Source organism: Glycomyces sp. NPDC049804 (assembly GCF_040674615.1).
GTDB classification, from domain to species: domain Bacteria; phylum Actinomycetota; class Actinomycetes; order Mycobacteriales; family Micromonosporaceae; genus Glycomyces; species Glycomyces niveus.
In genome coordinates this window covers 332,520-357,806 of sequence record NZ_JBFAMQ010000002.1, presented here as the reverse complement: position 1 = coordinate 357,806, position 25,287 = coordinate 332,520, and the positions used below count along the sequence as shown (strand labels likewise).

Sequence of the window (25,287 nt, the reverse complement as noted above, 5' to 3'; positions counted from 1 at the left end):
GCCGCCGCGAACGCCGCAGGGCCGGCGCCTTAATCGAGGCCGGGCCACCAGGTGTGGTCGGCGGCTATGTAGTGGAAGGCCGCGCGGACCTCGGACTCGTCGATGTCTTGGAGGCGGGCCCAGGCCTTGCGGTAGACCTTGAGTTGGAGGGCGGCGTGGGCGGCCGCTTCGCCCTGCGGGGGGCGGCCGGTCTTCCAGTCGACGATGTCGTACCCGCCCGACTCCCCGTAGAAGACCGCGTCGATGCGGCCGCGGACGACGGTGCCCTCGAAGTCGATGACGAACGGGACCTCTTGGGCCGCGATGCGGCGCTTCGCCCAGGCCGAGTCGCGGAAGGCGGCTTTGAGGCGGTCGAGGTCGGCGTCGGGGCCGACCGGGTCGGACGCGCCCGGGAGGTCGGCCGGGTCGAAGAGGGTGCCGCCGCCGAAGAACTCCTCCACCCAGGCGTGGAACTCGGTGCCGCGCTGGGTCGCCGGACGCGGCGGGACCGGCATCGGGCGGCGGCGCTCGGCCGCGAAGGCCGCTTCGTCGGCGCGCATCGCCATCAGCTGGGAGGTGGAGAGCCGCTGCGGGCGAGGGAGCCTCACCACGCCCGACTCCCGTTCCGCGCGTTCGGCGAGGAGCAGCGCGGCCTCGTCGTGCCAGGCGCTCGCCTGCGGGCCTTCCACACCCAGCGAGTCGGGCACCGCCAGCACCAGATCGGCCGCCTCGGCGAACGCCTCCTGCCGCGAACCCAAGGGCGCCTTGCTCGGCCACTCGACCGTGCGCGCGTCCTCCTCGAGCGGATTAGTCGGCCCCGGGTCGGCCCACACCGTCGCCTCCGCGCCCGCCGCCACCGCCTCGTTCAAATAGGGCGCGGTCTTGCGCGGCTGCCGCCGCTCGGCCTCCCACCAGTACCCCGACGCCAGCAGCGCCTGCCGCGCCCGCGTCAACGCCACATACGCGAGCCGCCGCTCCTCCTCGAGCCGCGCCTCCTCGTCGTCGCGCTTGAAATCCTCAACGGCCCCTTTCACCTCCGAAGGCACCGTCGCCTCCTCGAGGTACAGCACCGGCAGGTTCTCGGCGTCACCGCGCAGCGGATACGGCAGCCGCGCCGCGTCGCTCACCCACGTCTGGTCGCCCTTCACCTTGCCCGGCAGGATGCCCTCGCACAGCCCCGGCACCGCCACCACGTCCCACTCCAGGCCCTTCGCGGCGTGCACCGTCATCAGCTGCACCACCCCGCCCGCCGGGGAAGCGCCCTCCACCGTCAGGCCGCGCTCCCGCTCCGCCGCCGTCTCCAGGTACGACAGGAAACCCGGGACGCTCGCCCCGCTCGTGTCGTTCTCGTACGCCGCCGCGATGTCCACGAACTCGTCGAGATTCGACAGGTCGCCGTGGTGCAGCATCACCTCGACGTCGAGCCCCGAATGCGCGATCACATCGCCCACCACGTCGGGCAGGCTCTGCCCCAAACGCCCGCGGATCCACGCCAACTCCTCGTGCAACTGCGCGAACCGCAGGTACCCCAGCGCCGAGTAGCGCTCCGCCGGACCCGGATCGGCCAGCGCGTCCGCCAGCGACGCCTCCGCCTCGCGCCCCGCGTCCGGCTCGAACCCCCGCGTGTCGGGGGCGAGCTCGCGGGCGCGCGCCCACAGGCCCGCGATGTCGCGCGGGCCGATGCGCCACCGGTTCCCCGCGAGGAGCCGCATCAGGGACGGCCCGTCCGTGGGGTCGGCGGCGGCGCGGAGCATCGCGACCGCTTCGGCCACTTCGGGATGGAAGAGCAGCCCGAGCGACCCGACCACCTCGACCGGCAGTCCGGTCGCCGTCAGCGCCCGGTGCAGGGCCGGGATCTGGCGGCGCTTGCGCACCAGGACGGCCGCCTCGACCGGCTTCGCGGCGTCGCCGTCCTTGGCGCGCCGCTCGTCGTCGACGGCGTCCCGGATGACCTTGAGGTTCGCGGCCAGCCAGTCGGCCTCGTCGGCGACCGTGAGGTGCATGGCGGCCCGCACCAGGCCCGGGCCGTCGACGCCCGCTTCGAGGGGCCGGATGTCGCCCGCGCGCAGCGGCTCGGAGACCTGGTTCGCGACCGCGAGGATCTCGGCCCGGTTGCGCCACGACTTCGTCAGCTCGACGCGTTTCGCGGGTGCCCCTGCGGGCGTGGGGAAGTCGGAGGGGAAGCGCATGAGCGTCCCGGCGGAGGCGCCGCGCCACGAGTAGATGGACTGGTTCGGGTCGCCCACGGCCGTCACCGGATGCCCGCCCCCGAACAGGTCCCGCAGCAGGGCCACCTGCGAATACGACGTGTCCTGGTACTCGTCGAGGAGCACCACCCGCCACCGCTCGCGCTCGGTCTTGATGATCTCGGGCGCGCCCGCGACCAGCTGCGCGGCGAGCGAGAGCTGGTCGGCGAAGTCCATCACGCCGAGTTCGCGCTTGCGCCGGTCCCAGGACTCGACGAGCGGCAGCAGCTGCTCCCGTTTGCGCCGCAGCGACATCAACGCCCGGAACTGGTCGTTCGACTGCCGGTTCCCCTGCCGCTCGGCCAGGGTCTCGTGGAGCGAGCGGTCGAACGCGCGCAGGTCGTCCCCGTCCCGCAGGTGCTCGGCGAGCTGCCCCGCGAGCTGCAGCACCTGCTCGGTGACCTTGTCGACGCCCACGTCGAACTCGCTCATCGGGCCGTCCCACGCGCACACCAGGTCCCGCGCGATCTGCCACCGGCCCGTGTCGGTGATGACCCGTGTCCCCGGCTCGATGCCGATGCGCAGCCCGTGCTCGGCGACGAGGCTCCCCGCATAGGCGTTGTACGTGGAGACCGTGGGCTCGCCGTGCAGGTCGGCGAGTTCGGGGATCGACTCGGTGAGCCGGCGCAGCTTGTCGCGCACGCGCGCGGCGAGTTCGGCCGCGGCTTTGCGTGTGAAGGTGAGGCCGAGGATGTGCTCGGGCCGGGCGACCCGGTTGGCGATGAGCCACACGACCCGGTCGGCCATCGTCGTGGTCTTGCCCGAGCCGGCGCCGGCGACGACGAGCATCGGGTCGCGCCCGGCCTCGATCACTTGGGCCTGTTCCGGTGTGGGCGTGGGGGTTCCGAGCCGGTTGGCCAGGCCCACGGCCGTGTAGCGCTCACTCATCGGTCACCTGCCGTCCCTCGTCGGCGATCGGGCAGCACCGCTTCACCGAGCATGTCTCGCATTTGCTGGTGTTGCGGGCCTCGAACACCGAGCCGGCCATGCGCACGGCCGTGTCCCCGGCGAGCTCCCGCGCCCAATCGGGGTTCTCGTGCTCCCCGAGCGGCCCCTGCTGGCGGGCGACCGCGCTGGCGCCCTTCGCGTTCGGGTACACGAGCTCGGCCCCGCCCGGCTCCGAGCCCTCCGCGAACGCGCCCTCGGCGATCGCGAGCTGGTAGATGCCCAGCTGCGGGTTCGTCTGCGCGTCGGCCTTGGAGACCGCGCTCTTCCCGGTCTTGAGGTCGACGACGTAGAGGCGGCCGTCGCCGTCGCGTTCGAGCCGGTCGATCTGCCCGGACATGACCACTTCGACGCCCGGCGGCCCGACTTCGAGCTTGATCCGGAAGGACCGTTCGGCGCCGATGAGTTCTCTGCGGTTGGCGCTGAGCCATTTCGCGAAGCGCTCGACGGCGCCGGAGACGCGCTGGCGCTGCTGCTCGGCGTGCCAGGGCGCTTCGAACGGGAGGCGGTCGAAGTGCTCGCCGACGACCTGTTCCATCACCGTGGCGGGGTCGGCGGCGGGGTCGGCGGTGACGGCTTCGGCGGCGGCGTGGAGGAGGGTGCCGAGGTGGCGGGGGAGGAGGTCGCCGGAGTCGCCGCCGTGCGCCTCGAGGACCCACCGGAGGCCGCACTGCTGGGTCTTCTCCACTTGGGACGGTGAGATGCGGATGGTCTCTCCGGCGAGGGCGAGCGCGCGTTCGTCGGAGACCGCGGCGAGGCCCCACCATTTCGCGGGGTCCGCGCCGGGAACGTCGGCGTCGGCGAGGCGGCGCAGGGCCGCGGCGGCGGCGTCGCGTTCGGCGTGGCCGGAGTCGACGACCGCTTCGCGCAGCCGCGCCGTGAGGGAGGCGAGGCTGAGGGGACGGCCGCGGCGGGGCGCGGCGGCGGGTTCGACGCCGAGTTCGGCGCTGAACCGGCTCGGCTGCGCCTCTTCGGAGTCGACGGCGGTCACGAGCAGCCTGACCCGGGCCCGGGTGCACGCGTTGTAGAAGAGGCGGCGCTCCTCGTCGAGGAGCTGCGCGACCTGGTCGACGTCGGCGCGGCCGTCGAGGACGTCCACGAGCGCTTCGGCGCCGAGGAGCGAGCCGCGCGGGCGCAGGTTCGGCCACGAGCCCTCCTGGGCGCCCGCGACGACCACGAACTCCCAGCGCCGCCCGTGCGCGGCGTGCGCGGTCGCGAGGGTCACCGCGTCGCCAAGTTCGGCGCGCGCGGAGAGGAAGTCGCCGGGCAGCTGCTGGTGCAGCACGTGCTCGCAGAACACTTCGACGCCCGCGCCGGGCTGCTTCGACTCGTAGTCGGCGGCGAGGTCGAACAGGGCGATCACGGCGTCGAGTTCGGCGTCGGCGCGCTGCGCCCGCCGGTCCCCGGAGAGTGCGCGCCGCTTGAGCCGCTCGCCCATCCCGGAGGCCTCCCACACCGCCCACAGGGTGCCGCTGAGGCCGGTGCCCTCGCGGGCGGCCGCGAAGAGGGCGCCGAGCCGCCGCGCGGGCTCGGCCCAGTCCTCGTCGGGCAGGGCGGCCGTGCGCTCGGGGTCGCGCAGGGTCTCGACGAGGAGGTCGGCGCCGGGGGAGAAGTTGTCGGCGGCGACGGCGAGGCGCCGCAGCTCCTGGCGCAGGCGCCGCTCCTCGAACGGGTCCGCGCCGCCGTACGCGGAGTGCAGCAGCCCGGCCGCGTTCGTCTCGTCCAGGCGCTCGCGCCCGCGCCCGACGAGCACGAGGTGCAGCAGGTTGCGGACGGTGGGGTGGGCGGGGAGCGGCACGTCGTCGGCGGCCTGGCGGGTCGGGACGCCGGCGTGCTGCATGGCCCGGCGCAGCCGCGGGATCTCCGACGCGGATTTCACGACGACTGCCATGTCGCCGTAGGGGACCCCGTCGAGCAGGTGCGAGCGGCGGGCGACGTCGGCGAGGTACACGGCCTCGCGGGTGGGCGAGGGCAGGTAGACCACGTCGACGCGGCCCTGCTCCTCGGAGGCGGTGCCGCGCTTGCGGTCCCGGTCGTGGCCGCGCAGCCGCCGCGAGAGGGCGGTGGTGGCGGCGAGCGGCGCGAGCGCCACGTCGTGCGTGTCGTCGAGCTGCAGGGTGGCCGCCTCGCTCCCGTCGCGCGCGGGGAAGCGGAACGGGAAGTCCCGCACCGACTCCGGGTCGCCGCCCTGGTAGCCGAAGACGGCCGCGTCGGGGGTGCCGGCGGCGACGAGGTTCGCGCCGTCCCCGGCGAGGAGTTCGAGCAGCCGCAGGTGCGCGGGCGTGGCGTCCTGCAGGTCGTCCACGAACACCCAAGCGGGCCTGGGGAACAGCTCGGGGTCGCGGCGCAGTGCGGACGCGGCGGCGCGGACGATCTCGGCGGAGTCGTAGAGGGCGCTCGACATCGACTGGAGCGCGAGGGTGGTCACGTAGCGGTCGTAGAAGCGCGCGGCGGCAGTCCATTCCGGACGGTCGTGCTCGCCGCCGAGCCGGGTCAGCTCGGGCGCGGACAGGCCGCGCTCGCCGCAGCGCAGCACGAGGTCGCGCAACTGCTGCGCGAACGCGTACGTGCGCACCGCCTCGTCGAAGCCGTGCGGCCAGCCGAAGTCCTCGCCCTCGAGCATCGACCGGATGAGCGCGTCCGCTTCGGGGCCGGTGAGCAGCCGCGGCTCGTCCCGGCCCGCGGCGACGGCCGAGCTGCGCAGCAGCGCGAACGCGAACGCCGCGAACGTGTACACGCCCACTTCTGCGGCCGAGAGCCCCGCGGTGGCCGCGTTCAGGCGGGTGCGCAGGTGCGCGGTGTCCTGGCGGCGCAGCCCGAACACGAGGATCGAGGCCGGGTCGACCCCAGCCTCGACTTTCGCGGCGACGGCGCGCAGCAGCGCCTCCGTCTTTCCGGTGCCCGGCCCGCCGCGCACGAGCAGCGGCCCGGCGGCGTGCTCGACCACCGCCAGCTGGGCAGGGTCCAGGAGAGCTCGCTCGAGAGCGGCCCTGCCTGCTGCGGCCTCGGGCGGGTCGGTGAGCTCGAACCTGAGATCGGACACGTTGCCCATGGAAACACAGCGAACCACAGGGGTACGACAACACCGCCCGGAAGCCGACCGCGCCACGGCGCGGAGCGGCGCCGCCGGCCCCGGGACGGGACCGGCGGCGCCCGGTTTCCTTGGTGTAGCAGTCTCAGTTGAAGTGGAGGTCGCGGCGGCGGACGCCCGCGAAGCCGAGCGCGGCGATCGCCGCCGCGACAGCGGTGAGGACCGCGAGCACGAGCCAGTCCATGTCTTCGAGCGGGTACTCGGCGACGTGCTCGAACGGCGATAGCTTCCCGACCCAGTCGGGGAGGTCGAGGACCGCGCCGAAGTAGCCGATGATGAACACGTACAGCCACAGCAGCCAGCGCAGCGCGCCGACACGCGGCGCCCATCCCAGCAGCGCGAACGCGGCTGCGATCACGACCCACACCGGGGGCAGGTAGTTCAGTTGGGCGAGCACGAGCTTCCCGAACGTGTCCCAGCCGAGCGAGCTCGCCCCCACCAGGGACAGCCCGAGCCCGCCGAGCAGCGTGCCGGCGGTGCCGTTGACCAGGGCGGCCGCGAAGTACGAGCCCGGCCAGCCCGAGCGGGCCACCGGCGAGGCGGCGAGGAGCTCGCCGCGGCCGCCCGTCTCCTCCTTGCGCGCCCGGCCGATGACCAGCAGCGCGAAGATCAGCGCGAAGAACCCCTGGATCTGGGTCACCGTGACCGCGAACGAGTCTTCGGCGGCCGCGTCGCTGCCGCGGGTGAGGACTTCACGCTGGGTCTCGGACATGCCCTCGAGGAACTCGTCGGCACTGCCGAGGACCGAGCCGTAGGTGAGGCCGAGCAGCAGCATGCTGATGGCGGCGGTCACGAGCAGGCCCTTGGTGAGCCGGAACGTCAGGGCCGTCGCCGAGTCGAGGCCGGCCTTGGCGGTGGCGCGGCCGGGACGGGCCGGCAGCATGCCCGCGCCGAAGTCGCGCTTGGCGACGAGGGCGAACGCGAGCCAGACGAGCGCCGCCGAGACGCCCGCGGCCACCGCGAGCGGCCACCACCGCTGCTCGGCGGTGTAGACGAAGGTCAGTTCCGGCCAGCCGATCGGCGAGAGCCAGGAGAGTGCGCTCTCCTGCGCGTACCCGGCCCCGGCGGTGAGGAACGCGAAGCCGAGGACGGCGAACGCGAGGCCGTTCGCCGTGGAGCCGTAGCTGCCGAGCTGGGCGCAGACGGCCGTGATCGCGGCGAACGAGACGCCCGTGGCGGTGAACGTCAGGCCGTATAGAACGGCTTGGCTGAACTCGGTGCCGTCGAGTCCGGCGACGGTGAGCGTGGTGAGCGCGCCGAGCGCGACGGCCGCGATGAGGGACAGCCACAGGGCCGCGGCCAGGTCGGCGCGGCGGCCCACGGGCAGTGAGCGGACGACCTCCGAGCGGGAGGTCTCCTCGTCGGCGCGGGTGAGCCTGGTGATGAGCAGGATGAACATGACGCCGGTGACCGCGAGCGACCACATGAGCATCTGGTGCGCGAACATGGCGCCGACGGAGTCGGCGTAGGCGTCGATGTACTCGACCGGTCCGGTCATGAACCGCATCGCGGGCGAGTCGAGCAGGGCCGCCGACTCGGCGCGCGCCGCGGGGTCGGGGTAGAGCTCGGGCAGGGACACGGACATCATCCAGCTGAAGGCGGTCATGCCGCCGAGCCAGCCGATGAGGAAGACGCGGCTGCGGCGCAGGTAGAACCGCAGCATCTTCCCGGTTCCGGCGACGGTGCTGAGGCGGTCTTCGATCTGCGCTACCGCGGTGGTCATGACCCGTTCCCCTGACCGTTCGGGACGCCGGAGGCGGCGAGCTCGTCGCCGTAGAAGCGCAGGAAGATCTCCTCGAGCGAGGGCGGCTCGCAGGTGAGGCCGGCGACGCCGGCGACGGCGAGCTGCGCGAGCACGTCGTCGAGCGCCGCGGCGTCGACGCTGCACTCGATGTCGAGGCCGTCGACTCTGAGGTCGTGCACGCCCTCGTGGTCTTCGAGGCCGCGCACGGGGTGCTTGAGGGCGGCGCGCAGGCGCGAGCGGGAGAAGTGCCGCATCTCGGCGAGGGTGCCGGTCTCGACGACGACGCCCTTGCGGATGATGCTCACCCGGTCGCAGAGGGCTTCGACCTCACTCATGATGTGGCTCGAGAGGAGCACGGTGCGCCCGGCGGCCGAGGCCTCCTTGACGCATTCGTTGAAGACCGCGCCCATGAGCGGGTCGAGGCCCGACGTGGGCTCGTCGAGCAGGAGCAGGTCGACGTCGGCGGCGAACGCGGCGACGAGCGCGACCTTCTGCCGGTTGCCCTTGGAGTAGGAGCGGCCCTTCTTGCGCGGGTCGAGGTCGAAGCGCTCGAGCAGCTCGTCGCGTTTGGCCTTGTCGATGCCGCCGCGCAGGCGGCCGAGGAGGTCGATGGTCTCGCCGCCGGTGAGGCCGGGCCAGAGGGCGACGTCGCCGGGGACGTACGCGAGTCGCTTGTGGAGCGTGGCGGCGTCCTTCCAGGGGTCGGCGCCGAAGAGCTCGGCGCGGCCCTCGTCGGAGCGGAGCATCCCGAGCAGGACGCGGATGGCGGTGGACTTCCCGGCGCCGTTCGGTCCGAGGAAGCCGTGTGTCTCCCCTTGGGTCACTTCGAGGTCGAGACGGTCGAGGGCGGTCACGTGCCCGAAGCGCTTGACCAGGCCCTCGGTGCGGATCACTGCATTCATGTCGCTCAAGCTATCACAGATTTCATGAATTTGTAAAACTTATAGCGGCTCCGGCTATCATGTTGGGCACGAGGACGACGACGGGGGATCGATGGGACAGGACACCGAGCGCAAGGACGTGCTGGAGTACGTGGAGCAGTTCGCCGCGATCCTCAACGACAGCGGCCTGCAGCGCATGACCGCGCGGGTGTTCTCCTACGTCCTCGTCGACGACGCGGACACCTACACCGCCGCCGAAGTCGCCGAAGGCCTGGGCATCAGCCTCGCGGCCGTCTCCGGCGCCGTGCGCGAGCTGACCACCGCCGGGCTGCTCATCAAGGGCCGCCGCCCCTCCACCCGGGCCGACGTCTACCGCCTCAACGACGATGACATCTGGGGCTCGATCATGCTCGACCGCTCCCCGGTCATCAACCGCTACCGCGACCTCGCGCTCCACGGCATCGAGACGCTGCCCGAGGGACCCGGCCGCGACCGGCTCGTGCAGACCGCCGCGTTCATGGAGTTCGTCGACCACCAGATGGCGCAGATGCGGCGCCGCTGGAACGAGCGGCGCACCGAGCTCGTCGCAGCGTACGCGGCGCGAAGTCGCGCGGCGCCGCCGCGAGAGTGACGGGGCATACCGCTCCGGTATGGGGGACATACCGCTCCGGTATGCTGCAAGCCTGACCGCCCCGATCAGACGAACCCTGGAGGAAGCCGACGTGGCCGACGACACCAGCCGCTCCGATGCGACCGCTGACAAGGGTCGTCCCACGCGCAAGCAAGGCGAGAAGACCGCGTCGCGCAACCCCGGCAAGCGGCTCGGCCGCTTCCTGAAGGAAGTCGTCGAGCAGCTCCGCAAGGTCGTCTACCCGACCCGCCGCCAGCTCATCACCTACTCGGTCGTCGTCCTGGTCTTCGTCGGCATCGTGATGGCCTACATCGGGGGTCTCGACCTGCTCTTCGGCGACCTCGTCCGCCGGGCCTTCGGCGCCGACTCCTAGGGGACGCCGCGGCGCTCCCGGCGCCGCCGCCCGCTCCCGTCCGCCCTCCGCCCGCGCGGCCGGATTGCGTGACCTGCGCCGGTTCGCCGGTGCCTGAGGCGCGCCGCCGTCCGGAGCGGCTACCCTAGTGGGTATGACGCGCGCCGGTTCCGCCGGCGCGCGACTTCACAGACGGGAATCGACGCGTCCGACATTCCGAGAAACCGGTCCGGTCGAGAGCGCACCGTCGTAACAATGTTCAGTCGCAGTACCTCGCCGCAGCGAGGTCGAAGCCGGAATGAGAGTTGAGCGTGTCTGAGTTCGACGAGGCCCTGAAGAACGAGGTCGCGGCCCAGGCTGCCGCGGCGCAGGTCGCGGAGGCCGAAGAAGAGCCCACGACGGACGAGGACGCCGCCTCCGCCGAGCCCGAGGTCGACCCCGCCGAGGCCCTGCGCGCCAAGCTGCGTTTCGCCCCCGGCGAGTGGTACGTGCTGCACTCCTACGCCGGCTTCGAGAACCGCGTGCGCTCCAACCTGGAGAACCGGATCCAGTCCTTCGACATGGAGGACTACATCTACCAGATCGAGGTCCCCACCCACACCGAGGTGGAGATCAAGAACGGCAAGCGCTCCAAGGTCGAGGCCAAGGTCTTCCCGAGCTACGTGCTCGTCCGCATGGAGATGACCCCCGAGTCCTACTCGGTCGTGCGCAACACGCCGGGCGTGACCGGCTTCGTCGGCGTGGTCGACCGCACCGACCGCCCCAGCCCGCTCCCGCTCGACGAGGTCATCCAGTGGCTGCTCCCGCCGGAGCAGAAGCCCAAGGACGAGGCCCAGGCCGAGACCGCCGGCGGCGACGTCGAGATCAAGGTCGACTTCAGCGAGGGCGAGTCCGTCACCGTCGTGGACGGCGCCTTCGCCTCCATGCCGGCCACCATCGCCGAGATCAACGCCGAGCAGCAGAAGCTCAAGGTGCTCGTCTCGATCTTCGGCCGCGAGACCCCGGTCGAGCTCAACTTCAACCAGGTCTCGAAGCTGTAGCACGAGCTACAGCTCACATACCTCTCTTCAGGGACCCCGCTGGTCGGCGGGTACCCTGGAGAAGTTGTGCGCAGGGCGCTGCCCTGTGCACGTGTGTAAGTGAGACCAGGCGCCGCCCGGTCGCATGTGTTGATGTGACCAGTGCGCTGCCCCGCTCACATGTAAGGCAGGGGCTCCGGTCCCTGCAAGCCAGCCACGGCGAAGCTTGCAAGCCGTGGATTAGCCCAGGATCAAGAGAAGGACACGATGGCTCCCAACAAGAAGGCCGTTGTGACGTTCAAGCTGGAGCTCGCGGGTGGCCAGGCCACCCCGGCCCCGCCGGTGGGTCCCGCCCTCGGCCAGCACGGCGTCAACATCATGGAGTTCTGCAAGGCCTACAACGCGGCCACCGAATCCCAGCGCGGCGAAGTCCTCCCCGCTGAGATCACGGTGTACGAGGACCGTTCGTTCACGTTCGTCCTCAAGACCCCGCCGGCCGCGAAGCTGCTGCTCAAGGCCGCCGGTGTCGCCAAGGGCTCGGGCGAGCCCCACCGCGTCAAGGTCGGCAAGGTGACCTCGGCCCAGGTGCGCGAGATCGCGGAGAAGAAGCTCCCCGACCTCAACGCCAACGACCTCGACGCCGCGTCGCTCATCGTCGCCGGCACCGCCCGCTCCATGGGCATCACCGTCGAGGGCTGAGGCCCCCAGAACTCGGTCGGCATCCCGTGCCGGCACCAACCCAGTGGAAGGGCGCGCGCCCGCCCTCACCACGACATCCGAAGGATGGAACATGAAGCGCAGCAAGAAGTACACCGACCTCGCCAAGAAGGTCGACCGCACGCAGCTCTACGCGCCCCTCGAGGCGACCGGGCTCGCGAAGGAGACCACCGCGACGTCGTTCGACGCCACCGTTGAGGTCGCCCTGCGACTCGGCGTCGACCCGCGTCAGGCCGACCAGCTCGTCCGCGGCACCGTCTCCCTGCCCCACGGCACGGGCAAGACCGTCCGCGTCATCGTCTTCGCCGAGGGCGACAAGGCCGAAGCGGCCGTCAACGCCGGCGCCGACGAGGTCGGCTCGGACGAGCTCGTCAAGCGGATCTCCGAAGGCTGGCTCGACTTCGACGCCGCCGTCGCCACGCCCGACCAGATGGCCAAGATCGGCCGGATCGCGCGCATCCTGGGCCCGCGCGGTCTCATGCCGAACCCGAAGACCGGCACCGTCACGCCGGACGTCGCGAAGGCCGTCTCGGAGATCAAGGCCGGCAAGATCGCCTTCCGCGTCGACAAGCACGCCAACCTGCACCTGCCGATCGGCAAGACCAGCTTCTCCGCCGAGCAGCTGGCCGAGAACTACGCCGCGGCCCTCGAAGAGGTGCAGCGCCTGAAGCCCGCCAGCTCCAAGGGCGTGTACATCAAGAAGTCCACGATCTCCACCACCATGGGCCCGGGCATCCCGGTCGACCCGCAGGCGGTCAAGATCAAGTAAGGCACCGCGAGGTGTGACGTGGCCCCAGCGCAGGCTCCTGCGCTGGGGCTTCGGTTATATGCCCTGCTACTCTGGAATCCAACAACCCAAAGACCGTTCGGTTACCGCCTCGTGCGGTTGTAAACCACCCGGAACCGACGTAGGGCGACTACTCGAAGCGACCATGGTGTGGGCTGATTCCATCGGCCTCAGGTCCCAGTGATGAGGCGTCCCGCGGGGCGCCTAATTTTTTTGTCGCCTCCGCGACGGTTGAGGATTGATCAGCCGAGAAAGGAGGGAATTATGGCTGAACGGGAATACCCGGCGGGTAAGCAGACCGCCATCGCCGAACTCGCCCAGGACTTCTCCAACGCGAACGCCACGGTGCTCACCGAGTACCGCGGCCTGACCGTTGCCGAACTCCGCGAGCTGCGGCGTTCCCTCGGCGAGGGGACGCACTACCGCGTCGCCAAGAACACCCTCGCCAAGCGCGCTGCCAGCGAGGCCGGTGTCTCCGGTCTCGACGAGCTGTTCGTCGGCCCCACCGCGATCACCTTCATCGAAGGCGACCCGGTCGAAGCCGCGAAGAGCCTGCGCAACTTCGCCAAGACGCACGAAGCCCTGGTGATCAAGGGCGGTTACATGGAGGGCAAAGCCCTCTCCGTCGAAGAGATCACCAAGCTCGCCGACCTCGAGTCGCGCGAAGTGCTCCTGGCCAAGCTGGCCGGCGCGATGAAGGCCACCGCGCAGAAGACCGCCTCCGTGCTCGCCGCCCCTGCCTCGCAGGTGGCCCGGCTCGGTGCGGCGCTGCAGGACAAGAAGGCGGCCAGTGGCGAGTAGCGCCGCTAGCCCGAGACTTTAAAGAAAGGACAACACCATGGCTAAGCTTTCCACCGCGGAACTGCTCGACGCGTTCAAGGAGATGACCCTCCTCGAGGTCTCCGAGTTCGTCAAGGCGTTCGAGGAAGAGTTCGACGTCACCGCTGCCGCTCCCGTCGCCGTGGCCGCTGCCGGCCCCGCCGCCGGTGGCGCCGAGGCCGCTGTCGAGAAGGACACCTTCGACGTCGTGCTCGAGTCGGCCGGCGAGTCGAAGATCAAGGTCATCAAGGAAGTCCGCGGCCTGACCGGCCTCGGCCTCAAGGAAGCCAAGGAGCTCGTCGAGAGCGCCCCCAAGGCCGTCCTCGAGGGTGCGAAGAAGGACGACGCGGACAAGGCCAAGGAGGCCCTCGAGGGCGCCGGCGCCACCGTGTCGCTCAAGTAATCGCGCACATCGCCTTAATGCATGAAGGGGCCTCCCAGCCCTTGTACGTGGACCGGGTCCGCACCGCCTGACGGCGGAGCGGACCCGGTCTTCTTGTCTTCCAAGATTTTTCAGAAGAATCCCGGCCGGGCGCAACGAAACCGAACCATCGCCACGTCTTTGCGAGTAGACACACCCAGACACACTCTCAAGGAGATGGACGATGTCCGCAAGGAGATGGGCGGCCGGGCTCGGCGGAGCTACGGTGCTCGCGCTGACCGCCGGCTGCGGCATGCTCGGTATCGGTGGCGGCGAAGAGAAGCAGTCCGATGAGCAACGGCTCGTCGAGATGCTCAACGAGAGCCGCCGCCTCGAAAGCGAGCTCATGGCGGCCGAGTACCGCATCGTCCAGAACTGCCTGGAGGAGCAGGGCCACACCGTCCACGAGCCCTGGGCGATGGAGGTCTACGAAGAGCCGGAGACCGATTCCCTCACCTACGGCTACGCCCACGAGGAGTTCCTCCTTCCCCCCGAAGAGGCCAAGGAATGGGGCTTCGGGCAGTGGGCCAACTCCATGGAGGGCTCCGAGGACCCCTTGAGCGAGGAGTACTACAAGGCTCAAGAGGAGAAGTGGGCAGAGGAGGACGGGGGGACCGACTACGAGGAGCCCGACACCTCGGCGTGGGACGCCCTCACCCCTGAGGAGCAGTACAGCTGGTACGTCGCCTACCAGGGCGAAGAGTACGTCAAGGAGTCCTACGGCACCCTCGAGGAGTTCGTCGGCTACGCCGAGGAGGAAGCGGCGTACGAGGAGATGACCGAAGAGGAGCTCGCCGCCCTCGATGAAGAGGCCGCCGCCGAAGAAGCGGGCGAGATCGACATCGAAGAGGACATGGGCTGGGAAGAGCCCAAGCCGGGCGGCTGCCAGCTCGAGATGATCGAAGCGCTCTACGGCGAGCCCCGCCTGGTCGAGACGGAGTGGGAAATGGAGGAGGGCGAGACCTACATCGACAAGACCTGGGAGTACCGCCCGGAGAACCCCCTCTACTCGGACCCTGAAGAGACCATGTACGAGAACATCGAGGCCGAGTACAGCGCCGCGATGGCCGACCTGCAGGGCGAGTTCATCGACTGCATCACCGCCCGCGGTTACGAGGGCTGGGAGTTCACCGAGTACAACTCGCTCCCCATCTGGGAGTTCTTCGGCGCCCTGTACTACCAGAACGCCTCCGCCGAAGAGCAGGACATGATGTACGGCGGCGACTCCGACGTCGAGGTCCCGGAGATCCCCGAGGCCGCCGGCAGCACCTACGAGGAGTGGAAGGCCTACGAGATCCAGACGGCCGTCGACTTCTCCGAGTGCGGCGAGGAGATCGGCTACGCCAAGGCCTCCGAGAAGGCCTATGACGAGGCGAACATCAAGGGCTACAAGACCATGGAAGAAGACGTCTACGCCTGGCAGGAAGACATGAACAACGCCATCGCCAAGGCGCAGGAGGTCCTCGACAACTAACAAGCCACCTCTCTATCGGGGAAGAAAGGCCCGGGCTGCGCAGATGGGGCGCGGCCCGGGCCGCCCCTGTAACCCGGAGAGCCGCAAGGAAACACACCCTCGAGGGCGGGCACGGCCACCAGGCCGCGCCCGCCCTCGGGCCCGTCTCGGACCGAAGGCGCGTCACCTTTGCGGCCCGGACTCGTTGAACAGGTCGAGGCGGCCGGCTCGTCCGGCCGCCGAAGGAGCGAGGCCGGGACGCCGCATTGCGGCCGGGCGCCGGGACGCGCGAGCGCCCCGGCGCCGGCGGCAGGCGACGCAAAGGCGTCCCGTGCCCGCACCGATCCTGCGCGTCCTCCCGTCGTCTTCCCGTCGTCCTCGCGGCGATCGGCAGGCGCAGGGCATGGCCCTTCCCGCCCGCGTCCGCCTCCGGCCGACCGCAGCGGTACGACGGCCCTCCCATGCGGATCCGACACGCTCCGGGCCGCGACGCCCGTTCGCGTCCCCGGCCGCGACACGCCCGGGACCTGATGGTCCTGCGGCCCTTCGCAAGCGCCGCCGGCGCCCGCCGCCCTGCGCGCCCTGCGGCCGCCCGCGCCCCCGCTGCGCTGGGGTTCGCCCGCTCGCCGCGACTCGGGTGGGGCCCGGTTCAGTCGCTGGGGCCGAAGGGGCGCATCCGGGCGAATTAGACGCCTGACTTGACGAACTGTGACTTGATCCTGCAAACTAGTTCCTCAAGCGCCACTGCGTGGCGCGCGCAACGTCCGCCCCCACCGGGCCTTCCCGGCACCGCGGACCGAGCGCAGACGGGCCGCCGCGGGGCGGCCCGGAGGCATGACGGTCCCGGTGAGCGTGCGAACCGGTACTCAGAGCGATGTACGGAAGGAACTTCGGCAGCGGGAGAGATTGTCGTCACCCCTTACCCCACCACCCGGTGGGGAAGTTGACAGTTGCCGGAGCGTACATTAAGCTATTAATTTGCGCTGCCTCCTTCACGCCTTCTTGACGCGGTGAGGGTCGTGGACGGTGGGGATTCCAGGCTCGACGACCGACGTTCAACGCCTTTCAGGCTTGACGCCCGGTCGGTTGCCCGTCTCCGGCTGTCCTCGTCGATCCCGCATCGGTGCGGAGACTGCGGCATGCGCCGGCCGTCGTAACAATCAGGTCCTCGGAAGGACGAATCTTGGCAGCTTCCCGCACTGGCAAGACCAGCTCCAGCAAGAGCAAGCACGCACCTCGCCGTATCTCGTTCGGCAGGATCGAAGAGAAACTCGAAGTCCCGAACCTTCTGGCGCTCCAGACCGACTCGTTCGACTGGCTCGTCGGCAACGAGGCGTACCGCGCCCGCGTGGGCGAGGACGCGGTGAGCGGCCTCGACGAGATCCTCGAGGAGATCAGCCCGATCGAGGACTTCTCGGGCACCATGAGCCTGTCCTTCTCCAACCCTCGCTTCGACGAGGTCAAGGCCCCCATCGAGGAGTGCCGCGAGAAGGACCTCACCTACTGCGCCCCGCTGTTCGTCACGGCGGAGTTCATCAACCACACCACCGGTGAGATCAAGTCCCAGACGGTCTTCATGGGCGACTTCCCCATGATGACCCCGAAGGGCACCTTCATCATCAACGGCACCGAGCGCGTGGTCGTCTCGCAGCTCGTGCGCTCCCCGGGCGTGTACTTCGACAAGCAGCCCGACAAGACCTCCGACCGCGACCTGACCAGCGCGAAGGTCATTCCGGGCCGCGGCGCGTGGCTCGAGTTCGACATCGACAAGCGCGAGACCGTCGGCGTGCGCGTCGACCGCAAGCGCCGCCAGGCCGTCACCGTGCTGCTGAAGGCCATCGGCTGGGACAACGACCGCATCCGCGAGCGCTTCGGCTGGTCCGAGCTCATGATGACGACCTTGGAAAAGGACACCATCAACTCGCAGGACGAGGCGCTGCTCGACATCTACCGCAAGCTGCGTCCGGGCGAGCCGCCGACGAAGGACAACGCGCAGTCGCTGCTGGAGAACCTGTTCTTCAACAAGAAGCGCTACGACCTCGCGAAGGTCGGCCGCTACAAGGTCAACAAGAAGTTCGGCCTCGACTCGCCGATCTCGACCGGCGTGCTCACCGAGGACGACCTGGCCGCGACGATCGAGTTCATGCTGCGCCTGCACTCGGCCGAGCCGGGTTACGGCCCCGACGACATCGACCACTTCGGCAACCGCCGCCTGCGCACCGTCGGCGAGCTCATCCAGAACCAGATCCGGGTGGGCCTCTCCCGCATGGAGCGCGTCGTGCGCGAGCGCATGACGACCCAGGACGTCGAGGCGATCACGCCGCAGACCCTGATCAACATCCGCCCGGTCGTGGCGGCGATCAAGGAGTTCTTCGGCACCTCGCAGCTGTCGCAGTTCATGGACCAGGTCAACCCGATCACGGGTCTGACCCACCGCCGCCGCCTCTCGGCGCTCGGCCCGGGCGGTCTGTCCCGCGACCGCGCCGCCATGGACGTGCGCGACGTGCACCCGTCGCACTACGGCCGCATGTGCCCGATCGAGACGCCGGAAGGCCCGAACATCGGCCTCATCGGCGCGATGTCGACCTTCGCGCGCGTCAACCCGTTCGGCTTCATCGAGACCCCGTACCGGAAGGTCGTCGACGGCAAGGTCACCGACGACATCCAGTACCTGACGGCCGATGAAGAGGACCGCTTCACCATCGCGCAGGCGAACCAGCTCCTGAACGAAGACGGCTCGTTCGTCGACGCGCAGGTCCTGGCCCGCGGCCGCGGCGGCGAGGCCGAGCTGCTGACCGCCGACGAGATCGACTTCATGGACGTCTCGCCGCGCCAGATGACCTCGGTCGCGACCGCGCTCGTGCCGTTCCTCGAGCACGACGACGCCAACCGCGCCCTCATGGGCGCGAACATGCAGCGCCAGGCCGTGCCGCTCATCAAGACGGACTCGCCGCTGGTGGGCACCGGCATGGAGTACCGCGCCGCGGTCGACGCCGGCGACGTGGTCGTCGCCGAGGCCGACGGCCTCGTCGAGGACGCCTCCGCCGACTACATCACCATCGCGCAGGACAACGGCATGCGCCGCACCTACCTGCTGCACAAGTTCCGCCGCTCGAACGCGGGCTCGTGCATCAACCAGGTGCCGCTCGTGACCGAGGGCGAGCGCGTCGAGGCCGGCCAGCCGATCGCCGACGGTCCGTCCACGGACAAGGGCGAGATGGCGCTCGGCAAGAACCTGCTGGTCGCGTTCACCACCTGGGAGGGCCAGAACTTCGAGGACGCCATCGTGCTCTCCTCGCGCCTGGTCGAAGAGGACGTGCTCACCTCGATCCACATCGACGAGCACGAGGTCGACGCCCGCGACACGAAGCTCGGTCCGGAGGAGATCACCCGCGACATCCCGAACGTCGGCGAGGAGATGCTCTCCGACCTCGACGACCGCGGCATCATCCGGATCGGCGCCGAGGTCGAGGACGGCGACATCCTCGTCGGCAAGGTCACGCCCAAGGGCGAGACCGAGCTGACCCCGGAGGAGCGCCTGCTCCGCGCGATCTTCGGTGAGAAGGCCCGCGAGGTCCGCGACACCTCTCTGAAGGTCCCGCACGGCGAGGCCGGCACGGTCATCGGCGTCCGCACCTTCTCGCGCGAGGACGGCGACGAGCTGTCCCCGGGCGTCAACGAGATGGTCCGCGTCTACATCGCCCAGAAGCGCAAGATCGGCGTCGGCGACAAGCTCGCCGGCCGCCACGGCAACAAGGGCGTCATCTCGAAGGTCGTGCCGCAGGAGGACATGCCGTTCCTGCCGGACGGCACGCCGATCGACATCCTGCTCAACCCGCTGGGTGTGCCGGGCCGTATGAACATCGGCCAGGTGCTCGAGGTCCACTTGGGCTGGGCGGCGAAGACGGGCTGGAAGCTCGAGGGCTTCGACGAGGCCTGGCAGCAGGCCCTCAAGGCCATCGGCGCCGACGAGGCCCCGGCCGACTCGAAGGTGGGCACGCCGGTGTTCGACGGCGCGCACCCCGAGGAGGTCACGGGCGTCTTGGCGAACACGCTGCCCAACCGCGACGGCCAGCGCATGGTCGCCCCGACGGGCAAGGCGCAGCTGTTCGACGGGCGCTCCGGCGAGCCGTTCCCGGACCCGATCTCGGTCGGCTACATGTACATCCTGAAGCTGAACCACATGGTCGACGACAAGATCCACGCGCGTTCGACCGGTCCGTACTCGATGATCACCCAGCAGCCGCTCGGCGGTAAGGCCCAGTTCGGCGGCCAGCGCTTCGGTGAGATGGAGTGCTGGGCCATGCAGGCCTACGGCGCCGCTTACGCGCTGCAGGAGCTGCTGACGATCAAGTCCGACGACGTGGTGGGCCGCGTGAAGGTCTACGAGGCCATCGTCAAGGGCGAGAACGTGCCCGAGCCGGGCATTCCGGAATCGTTCAAGGTGCTGCTCAAGGAGCTCCAGTCGCTCTGCCTCAACGTGGAGGTGCTGTCCGCCGACGGGCAGGCCATCCAGATGACCGAGAGCGACGACGAGGTCTTCCGCGCCGCCGAGGAGCTCGGGATCGACCTGTCCCACGAAGAGCCCTCGAGCGTGGACTTCGAGAGCGCCTGACGTCGAGTGAGGGCGGCAGCCGACGATGCCGCCGCCCTCGCCAACGTCTCATCCAATCCTTAAGAACCATCAAGGGGAAGAGTTCAGTGCTCGACGTCAACTTCTTCGACAAGTTGAAGATCGGCCTCGCCACCGCCGAGGACATTCGGCAGTGGTCGCACGGCGAGGTGAAGAAGCCCGAGACCATCAACTACCGCACCCTCAAGCCTGAGAAGGACGGTCTTTTCTGCGAGAAGATCTTCGGTCCGACCCGGGACTGGGAGTGCTACTGCGGCAAGTACAAGCGGATCCGCTTCAAGGGCATCATCTGCGAGCGCTGCGGCGTCGAGGTGACCCGTTCGAAGGTCCGCCGCGAGCGCATGGGCCACATCGAGCTCGCCGCGCCCGTGACCCACATCTGGTACTTCAAGGGCGTTCCCTCGCGCTTGGGCTACCTGCTGGACCTGGCGCCGAAGGACCTCGAGAAGGTCATCTACTTCGCGGCCTACGTGATCACCGCGGTCGACGAGGAGGCCCGCCAGCGGGACGTCCCGACCCTGGAGAACGAGATCGTCGCCGAGAAGCGCCACCTGGAGCAGCAGCGCGACGCCGCGATCGAGGAGCGCGCCTCGAAGCTCGAGGCCGACCTGGCCGAGCTGGAGGCCGAAGGCGCCCGTGCCGACGTCCGCCGCAAGGTCAAGGACGGCGGCGAGCGCGAGATGCGCCAGATCCGCGACAAGGCGCAGCGTGAGATCGACCGTCTCGACGAGGTCATGGACACGTTCCGCAAGCTCGAGGTGCGCCAGCTCATCGGCGACGAGATGCTCTACCGGGAGCTGCAGCAGCGCTTCGGCGAGTACTTCACCGGCGGCATGGGCGCGGAGTCCATCAAGAACCTGCTGGAGAACCTGGACCTGGACGCCGAGGCCGTGAGCCTGCGCGAGACCATCGCGACCGGCAAGGGCCAGAAGAAGCTCCGGGCGCTCAAGCGCCTCAAGGTCGTGGCCGCGTTCCAGGCCACCGGCAACTCGCCGCTGGGCATGGTCCTCGACTGCGTGCCGGTGATCCCGCCGGAGCTGCGCCCGATGGTGCAGCTCGACGGCGGCCGCTTCGCGACCTCGGACCTCAACGACCTGTACCGCCGCGTCATCAACCGCAACAACCGCCTCAAGCGCCTGATGGACCTCGGTGCGCCCGAGATCATCGTGGCGAACGAGAAGCGGATGCTGCAGGAGTCGGTGGACGCGCTGTTCGACAACGGCCGCCGCGGCCGCCCGGTGACGGGCCCCGGCAACCGTCCGCTCAAGTCGCTGTCCGACATGCTCAAGGGCAAGCAGGGCCGGTTCCGCCAGAACCTGCTCGGCAAGCGCGTCGACTACTCGGGCCGTTCGGTCATCGTGGTCGGCCCGCGCCTGAAGCTGCACCAGTGCGGTCTGCCGAAGCAGATGGCGCTGGAGCTGTTCAAGCCGTTCGTGATGAAGCGCCTGGTGGACCTGAACCACGCGCAGAACATCAAGTCGGCCAAGCGCATGGTCGAGCGCGCTCGCCCGGTCGTGTGGGACGTGCTCGAAGAGGTCATCTCCGAGCACCCGGTCCTGCTCAACCGCGCGCCCACGCTGCACCGCCTCGGCATCCAGGCCTTCGAGCCGCAGCTGGTCGAGGGCAAGGCCATCCAGCTGCACCCGCTGGTGTGCACCGCCTTCAACGCCGACTTCGACGGCGACCAGATGGCCGTGCACGTCCCGCTGAGCGCTGAGGCCCAGGCCGAGGCCCGCATCCTGATGCTGGCGTCGAACAACATCCTCAAGCCCTCGGACGGCAAGCCGGTGGCCCTGCCCACGCAGGACCAGATCATCGGCCTGTACTACCTGACGCACCTCTCCGAAGGCCGCGTCGGCGAGGGCCGGGCGTTCTCGGACGTCGGCGAGGCCCAGATGGCGAAGGACCGCGGCGAGCTGGACCTCCAGGCGCCCATCCGGATCCGCCTGGACGGCATCGAGACGATCAACAACGGCAACGCCGAGCCGTGGACGGCCCCCGAGGGCTGGACCCCGGGCGAGCCGCTGCTGGTCGAGACGACGCTGGGCCGCGTGTTCTTCAACGAGTGCCTGCCGCCGGACTTCGAGTACGTGAACTACGAGGTTCGCAAGGGCCAGCTCTCGGAGATCATCCACGACCTGTCCGAGCACTACTCGAAGGTGCAGCTGGGCGCCTGCCTGGACGCGCTGAAGTCCGCAGGCTTCCGCTGGGCCGGCTGGTCCGGTGTGACCATCGGCATCGAGGACGTCGTGGAGCCGGCGCACAAGGCCGAGATCTTGGAGAAGTACGAAGCGGACTCCGCCAAGATCGACAAGCAGTACGTGCGCGGTCTCATGACGGCCGAAGAGCGCCGCGGCGAGCTGACCGAGATCTGGACCAAGGCCACGGCCGAGGTGCTGGAGGACCTGAACCAGACGCTGCAGCCGGAGAACCCGCTGTGGCAGATGATCAACTCGGGCGCGCGAGGCAACATGCTGCAGCTGCGCCAGATCGCCGGCATGCGCGGCCTGGTGGCGAACCCGAAGGGCGAGATCATCCCGCGTCCGATCAAGTCCTCGCTGCGCGAGGGCCTGACGGTGCTGGAGTACTTCATCTCGACCCACGGTTCGCGCAAGGGTCTGGCCGACACCGCGCTGCGTACCGCCGACTCGGGTTACCTGACCCGTCGTCTGGTGGACGTCTCGCAGGACGTCATCATCCGCGAGGACGACTGCGGCACCGACCGCGCCCTGGACTTCCAGGTGTCGGTCGAGGTCGACGGGCGCTTCATCGCGTCCGACATCGTCGACTCGTCGATCGACGCGCGCAACCTCGCCGACGACGTCGAGGTGGACGGCAAGGTCCTCCTCGAGCGCAACACGCCGCTGAACTCGGACCACATCGCCACGCTGGTCGCCAACGGCGTCACCAACGTGAAGGTCCGCTCCGTGCTCACCTGCGAGTCCCGCCAGGGCGTCTGCGCGGCCTGCTACGGCCGTTCGATGCCGACCGGCGAGAAGGTGGACCTGGGCGAGGCCGTGGGCATCATCGCGGCGCAGTCGATCGGTGAGCCCGGCACGCAGCTGACGATGCGCACCTTCCACACCGGTGGCGCGGCGACCTCGCAGGACATCACGCAGGGTCTGCCGCGTGTCCAGGAGGTCTTCGAGGCCCGCGTCCCGAAGGGCAAGGCGCCCATCGCGGAAGCGAGCGGCACCGTGCGCATCGAGGACGCCGAGAAGAGCCGGAAGATCATCATCACCCCGGACGACGGGTCCGAGGAGATCGTGGTCGACAAGGTGCCGCGCCGTCTGCGCCTGCGCGTGGGCGACGGCGAGCACGTCGAGGTCGGCGAGAAGCTCGTCGAGGGCACCATCGACCCGCACGAGCTGCTGCGCGTGCTCGGTCCGCGGAAGGTCCAGCGCCACCTGGTGGAGCAGGTCCAGGACGTGTACCGCTCGCAGGGCGTGATGATCCACGACAAGCACATCGAGATCATCGTGCGCCAGATGCTCAAGCGGATCACGATCATCGACTCGGGCACCCTGGAGTTCCTGCCGGGCTCCCTGGTCGACCGCCTCGAGTTCGAGGAGCAGAACCGCAAGGCGATCGCCGACGGCGGCGAGCCGGCCTCCGGCCGCCCGCAGCTGATGGGCATCACGAAGGCCTCGCTGGCGACGGAGTCGTGGCTGTCCGCGGCCTCGTTCCAGGAGACCACCCGCGTGCTCACCGAGGCCGCGATCTCCGGCAAGTCCGACTCGCTGGTCGGCCTGAAGGAGAACGTGATCCTGGGCAAGCTGATCCCGGCCGGTACCGGCATCGCCAAGTACCGCAACGTGTCGGTCGAGCCCACCGAGGAAGCCAAGGCCGCGGTCTACTCCCTCGGCGGCTACGAGGACACGACCGCGAACGCCTTCGCCTACGGCGGCGGCCCCGCGGTCAGCCTCGAGGACTCGTACGACCTGGGTTCCTTCTAGAGCAACAACCTGCCGATTCCCGACGGCATGCAAGAAACCGGTGGGCCGGTGGCGCGAAAGCGCCACCGGCCCACCGGCGTTTCATGGATGACGAGCCGCAAGGATGCATGTAAAATACATGCATGGTGAACATTCAGGTGCGCGATATCTCGGAAGCGACCCGTGACGCCGTTGCGGCGGAGGCCGCCGAGCACGGCCAGTCCATGCAGTCCTACCTCAAGTCGGCGCTCGACGCCATCGCCCGTCGGCGGAACGCGATCGCAATGCTCAAGAAGCTCGACACGATGGGCGGCGGCTACACCGGCCCCGCGGAGGACGTCGTCGACGGGATCGCGTTGCAGCGAGCCGAGCGGGATCGCCGCATTCAGGGGGAGGCGTGATCGTTGTCGACTCATCGTTTCTGGTCGAGGCGTTGGTCAGCGACGGGGGAACCGGGCACCGCGCAAGGATGGCGCTCACGGAAGACCCTGACTGGCATGCGCCCGAACACGTTTCGGTCGAAGTAACGTCGGCAGTTCGCGGGAGCGTACTGGGTCGGAAAGTCACGCTTGAGCGAGCCGAGTACGCCCTGGCGACACTGCGTGAGATGCCGATCGTTCATGCGCCGTGGAATGACCTGGCAGAGCGGGTATGGGAACTGCGCGCCAACATGACGCCGTACGACGCCGCATTCATCGCGCTGGCCGAACGACTGGGCTGTCCGGTCTTGACGACCGACAAGAAGCTGGCGGACTGTCCGACCCGGCGCTGCGAAGTCCGGGTGATCGAGTGAGCCGATCGATGCCCGAACCGGAGGAAGCGCGCGACCCGTGGGAGCGTCCGACTGACGTCCCCCCGGACCAGGAGTGGTTCTGGACCCCGGAGTGGATTGCGGGGGAGCGCGAAGCCAGCGCCGATTTCGCGGCGGGCCGCGGCAAGGTCTTCTACAGCGGCGAGGAGTTCCTCGCGTACCTTGAGGGGTTCGACCAAACCTCCGAGGAGGCGGTGGAACCACCCGGCCAATAGGATGGGCGGGTGGTTGAGGTGCGCGGGGTTTTCGGGGTTCGGCATCCGGATGATCCGGAGCCGGTGGAGTCGACGAAGGTGGTGGCGGCCCGGTTGCTCGCGGGTGTCGGAGTCGCGTTGTCGCTCTTCGTCGGCGGGGTGATTCCGGCTTTCATCGCGCTCGTGCTCGCCCGGCAGGCCGAGGCCGACATCCGCGCCTCGGAAGGGTTCCTGCTCGGCGGCTCCCGGTTGGCTTCGATCCGTCGGCTCGCCTGGATCGCCATCGGCATCAGCGCCGCGGTCGTGGTGGCGGCCTTGCTCTTCTGGGTCCTCGAACTCGCTCGGACGGCGGGCGGTCCGAGCTACGACGGGAGCGTCGCGGTTTCAGGCTGACGCCTGAGGGAACTGCTGGTGAACAGCGCCTCTCCGGAGGCATCCCGCGCGGGGCCGTCCCGTATCGCGAGCTAATATAGGCCACGGTGTGTCTACCGCACCGAACGAATCAGGCCGAGGCCCCGCCGCGGTGAAGCTTGCGAGCCGGGCTCCGGCGCAACTCCGTGACACTGAACACGGATGCCTTGCGGTCGGAAAACGGCTTTGACCTTGTTCGTTAGGCTAGGTAGGCTTCT

The 25,287-nt window shown here is 69.6% G+C and carries 18 protein-coding genes; 14 read left to right on the top strand and 4 right to left on the bottom strand.

The features are described from left to right. Window positions 1-29 precede the first annotated feature (29 nt). From AB0K52_RS04160 to AB0K52_RS04145, 4 genes are all read right to left on the bottom strand, one after another. Complete coding sequence (locus tag AB0K52_RS04160; RefSeq protein ID WP_363525868.1) at window positions 30-3,113, bottom strand: UvrD-helicase domain-containing protein; 3,084 nt, start codon at window positions 3,111-3,113, stop codon at window positions 30-32. Further along, window positions 3,106-6,213, bottom strand: coding sequence for an ATP-dependent DNA helicase (locus AB0K52_RS04155; protein WP_363525865.1), 3,108 nt, complete (start codon window positions 6,211-6,213; stop codon window positions 3,106-3,108). The genes AB0K52_RS04160 and AB0K52_RS04155 overlap by 8 nt, the downstream gene beginning before the upstream one ends. A 133-nt stretch (window positions 6,214-6,346) precedes the next feature. After that, a complete protein-coding gene (locus AB0K52_RS04150; protein ID WP_363525862.1) occupies window positions 6,347-7,984 on the bottom strand; it encodes an ABC transporter permease in 1,638 nt (545 codons plus the stop codon). Further along, window positions 7,981-8,907: an ABC transporter ATP-binding protein gene (locus tag AB0K52_RS04145; RefSeq protein ID WP_363525860.1), complete on the bottom strand. Its 927-nt coding sequence runs from the start codon at window positions 8,905-8,907 to the stop codon at window positions 7,981-7,983. The genes AB0K52_RS04150 and AB0K52_RS04145 overlap by 4 nt, the downstream gene beginning before the upstream one ends. A gap of 91 nt (window positions 8,908-8,998) precedes the next feature. Here AB0K52_RS04145 and AB0K52_RS04140 point away from each other — a divergent pair, with 91 nt between their 5' ends. The 14 genes from AB0K52_RS04140 to AB0K52_RS04075 all read left to right on the top strand — a co-directional run bounded on the left by AB0K52_RS04140 (window position 8,999) and on the right by AB0K52_RS04075 (window position 25,051). Next, window positions 8,999-9,517: a MarR family transcriptional regulator gene (locus tag AB0K52_RS04140; protein WP_363525857.1), complete on the top strand. Its 519-nt coding sequence runs from the start codon at window positions 8,999-9,001 to the stop codon at window positions 9,515-9,517. Between the two features lie 91 nt (window positions 9,518-9,608). Continuing rightward, window positions 9,609-9,890 carry a preprotein translocase subunit SecE gene (gene secE / locus AB0K52_RS04135; RefSeq protein WP_363525854.1) on the top strand — a complete coding sequence of 94 codons (282 nt, stop codon included), beginning with the start codon at window positions 9,609-9,611 and terminating at the stop codon, window positions 9,888-9,890. 290 nt (window positions 9,891-10,180) lie between these two features. Beyond that, window positions 10,181-10,909, top strand: a complete 729-nt coding sequence (nusG, locus tag AB0K52_RS04130; protein ID WP_363525851.1) for a transcription termination/antitermination protein NusG — start codon at window positions 10,181-10,183, stop codon at window positions 10,907-10,909. Window positions 10,910-11,155: 246 nt separating this feature from the next. Further along, window positions 11,156-11,587: a 50S ribosomal protein L11 gene (gene rplK, locus AB0K52_RS04125; protein ID WP_112138175.1), complete on the top strand. Its 432-nt coding sequence runs from the start codon at window positions 11,156-11,158 to the stop codon at window positions 11,585-11,587. Window positions 11,588-11,678: 91 nt separating this feature from the next. Beyond that, a complete protein-coding gene (gene rplA / locus AB0K52_RS04120; RefSeq protein WP_208496266.1) occupies window positions 11,679-12,374 on the top strand; it encodes a 50S ribosomal protein L1 in 696 nt (231 codons plus the stop codon). Between the two features lie 282 nt (window positions 12,375-12,656). Continuing rightward, window positions 12,657-13,193 carry a 50S ribosomal protein L10 gene (rplJ, locus tag AB0K52_RS04115; RefSeq protein ID WP_208496267.1) on the top strand — a complete coding sequence of 179 codons (537 nt, stop codon included), beginning with the start codon at window positions 12,657-12,659 and terminating at the stop codon, window positions 13,191-13,193. A gap of 37 nt (window positions 13,194-13,230) precedes the next feature. Then, the gene (gene rplL, locus AB0K52_RS04110) at window positions 13,231-13,614 is read left to right on the top strand and encodes a 50S ribosomal protein L7/L12 (protein WP_363525846.1); all 384 of its coding nucleotides are present in this window, start codon (window positions 13,231-13,233) and stop codon (window positions 13,612-13,614) included. Window positions 13,615-13,816: 202 nt separating this feature from the next. Beyond that, window positions 13,817-15,106: a hypothetical protein gene (locus tag AB0K52_RS04105; protein WP_363525843.1), complete on the top strand. Its 1,290-nt coding sequence runs from the start codon at window positions 13,817-13,819 to the stop codon at window positions 15,104-15,106. Between the two features lie 1,162 nt (window positions 15,107-16,268). Then, window positions 16,269-19,700: a DNA-directed RNA polymerase subunit beta gene (locus tag AB0K52_RS04100; RefSeq protein WP_208496270.1), complete on the top strand. Its 3,432-nt coding sequence runs from the start codon at window positions 16,269-16,271 to the stop codon at window positions 19,698-19,700. Window positions 19,701-19,786: 86 nt separating this feature from the next. Beyond that, entirely contained in the window at window positions 19,787-23,674 is a 3,888-nt protein-coding gene (locus AB0K52_RS04095) for a DNA-directed RNA polymerase subunit beta' (RefSeq protein ID WP_363525839.1), read from the top strand. A 122-nt stretch (window positions 23,675-23,796) separates the two neighbouring features. Next, a complete protein-coding gene (locus AB0K52_RS04090; protein WP_363525837.1) occupies window positions 23,797-24,054 on the top strand; it encodes a hypothetical protein in 258 nt (85 codons plus the stop codon). Continuing rightward, the gene (locus tag AB0K52_RS04085) at window positions 24,051-24,446 is read left to right on the top strand and encodes a type II toxin-antitoxin system VapC family toxin (RefSeq protein WP_363525834.1); all 396 of its coding nucleotides are present in this window, start codon (window positions 24,051-24,053) and stop codon (window positions 24,444-24,446) included. The genes AB0K52_RS04090 and AB0K52_RS04085 overlap by 4 nt, the downstream gene beginning before the upstream one ends. A gap of 8 nt (window positions 24,447-24,454) precedes the next feature. Beyond that, window positions 24,455-24,679, top strand: coding sequence for a hypothetical protein (locus AB0K52_RS04080; RefSeq protein ID WP_363525831.1), 225 nt, complete (start codon window positions 24,455-24,457; stop codon window positions 24,677-24,679). A 9-nt stretch (window positions 24,680-24,688) separates the two neighbouring features. Beyond that, window positions 24,689-25,051: a hypothetical protein gene (locus tag AB0K52_RS04075; RefSeq protein ID WP_363525828.1), complete on the top strand. Its 363-nt coding sequence runs from the start codon at window positions 24,689-24,691 to the stop codon at window positions 25,049-25,051. Window positions 25,052-25,287 lie beyond the last annotated feature (236 nt).

Excerpts from the sequence above, each read along its gene's own strand:
- AB0K52_RS04160 (WP_363525868.1), bottom strand. The coding sequence starts at position 3,113 with ATGAGTGAGCGCTACACGGCCGTGGGCCTGGCCAACCGGCTCGGAACC.
- AB0K52_RS04150 (WP_363525862.1), bottom strand. The coding sequence starts at position 7,984 with ATGACCACCGCGGTAGCGCAGATCGAAGACCGCCTCAGCACCGTCGCC.
- AB0K52_RS04145 (WP_363525860.1), bottom strand. The coding sequence starts at position 8,907 with ATGAATGCAGTGATCCGCACCGAGGGCCTGGTCAAGCGCTTCGGGCAC.
- AB0K52_RS04140 (WP_363525857.1), top strand. The coding sequence starts at position 8,999 with ATGGGACAGGACACCGAGCGCAAGGACGTGCTGGAGTACGTGGAGCAG.
- rplK (WP_112138175.1), top strand. The coding sequence starts at position 11,156 with ATGGCTCCCAACAAGAAGGCCGTTGTGACGTTCAAGCTGGAGCTCGCG.
- rplA (WP_208496266.1), top strand. The coding sequence starts at position 11,679 with ATGAAGCGCAGCAAGAAGTACACCGACCTCGCCAAGAAGGTCGACCGC.
- rplJ (WP_208496267.1), top strand. The coding sequence starts at position 12,657 with ATGGCTGAACGGGAATACCCGGCGGGTAAGCAGACCGCCATCGCCGAA.
- rplL (WP_363525846.1), top strand. The coding sequence starts at position 13,231 with ATGGCTAAGCTTTCCACCGCGGAACTGCTCGACGCGTTCAAGGAGATG.
- AB0K52_RS04105 (WP_363525843.1), top strand. The coding sequence starts at position 13,817 with ATGTCCGCAAGGAGATGGGCGGCCGGGCTCGGCGGAGCTACGGTGCTC.
- AB0K52_RS04090 (WP_363525837.1), top strand. The coding sequence starts at position 23,797 with ATGGTGAACATTCAGGTGCGCGATATCTCGGAAGCGACCCGTGACGCC.
- AB0K52_RS04080 (WP_363525831.1), top strand. The coding sequence starts at position 24,455 with ATGCCCGAACCGGAGGAAGCGCGCGACCCGTGGGAGCGTCCGACTGAC.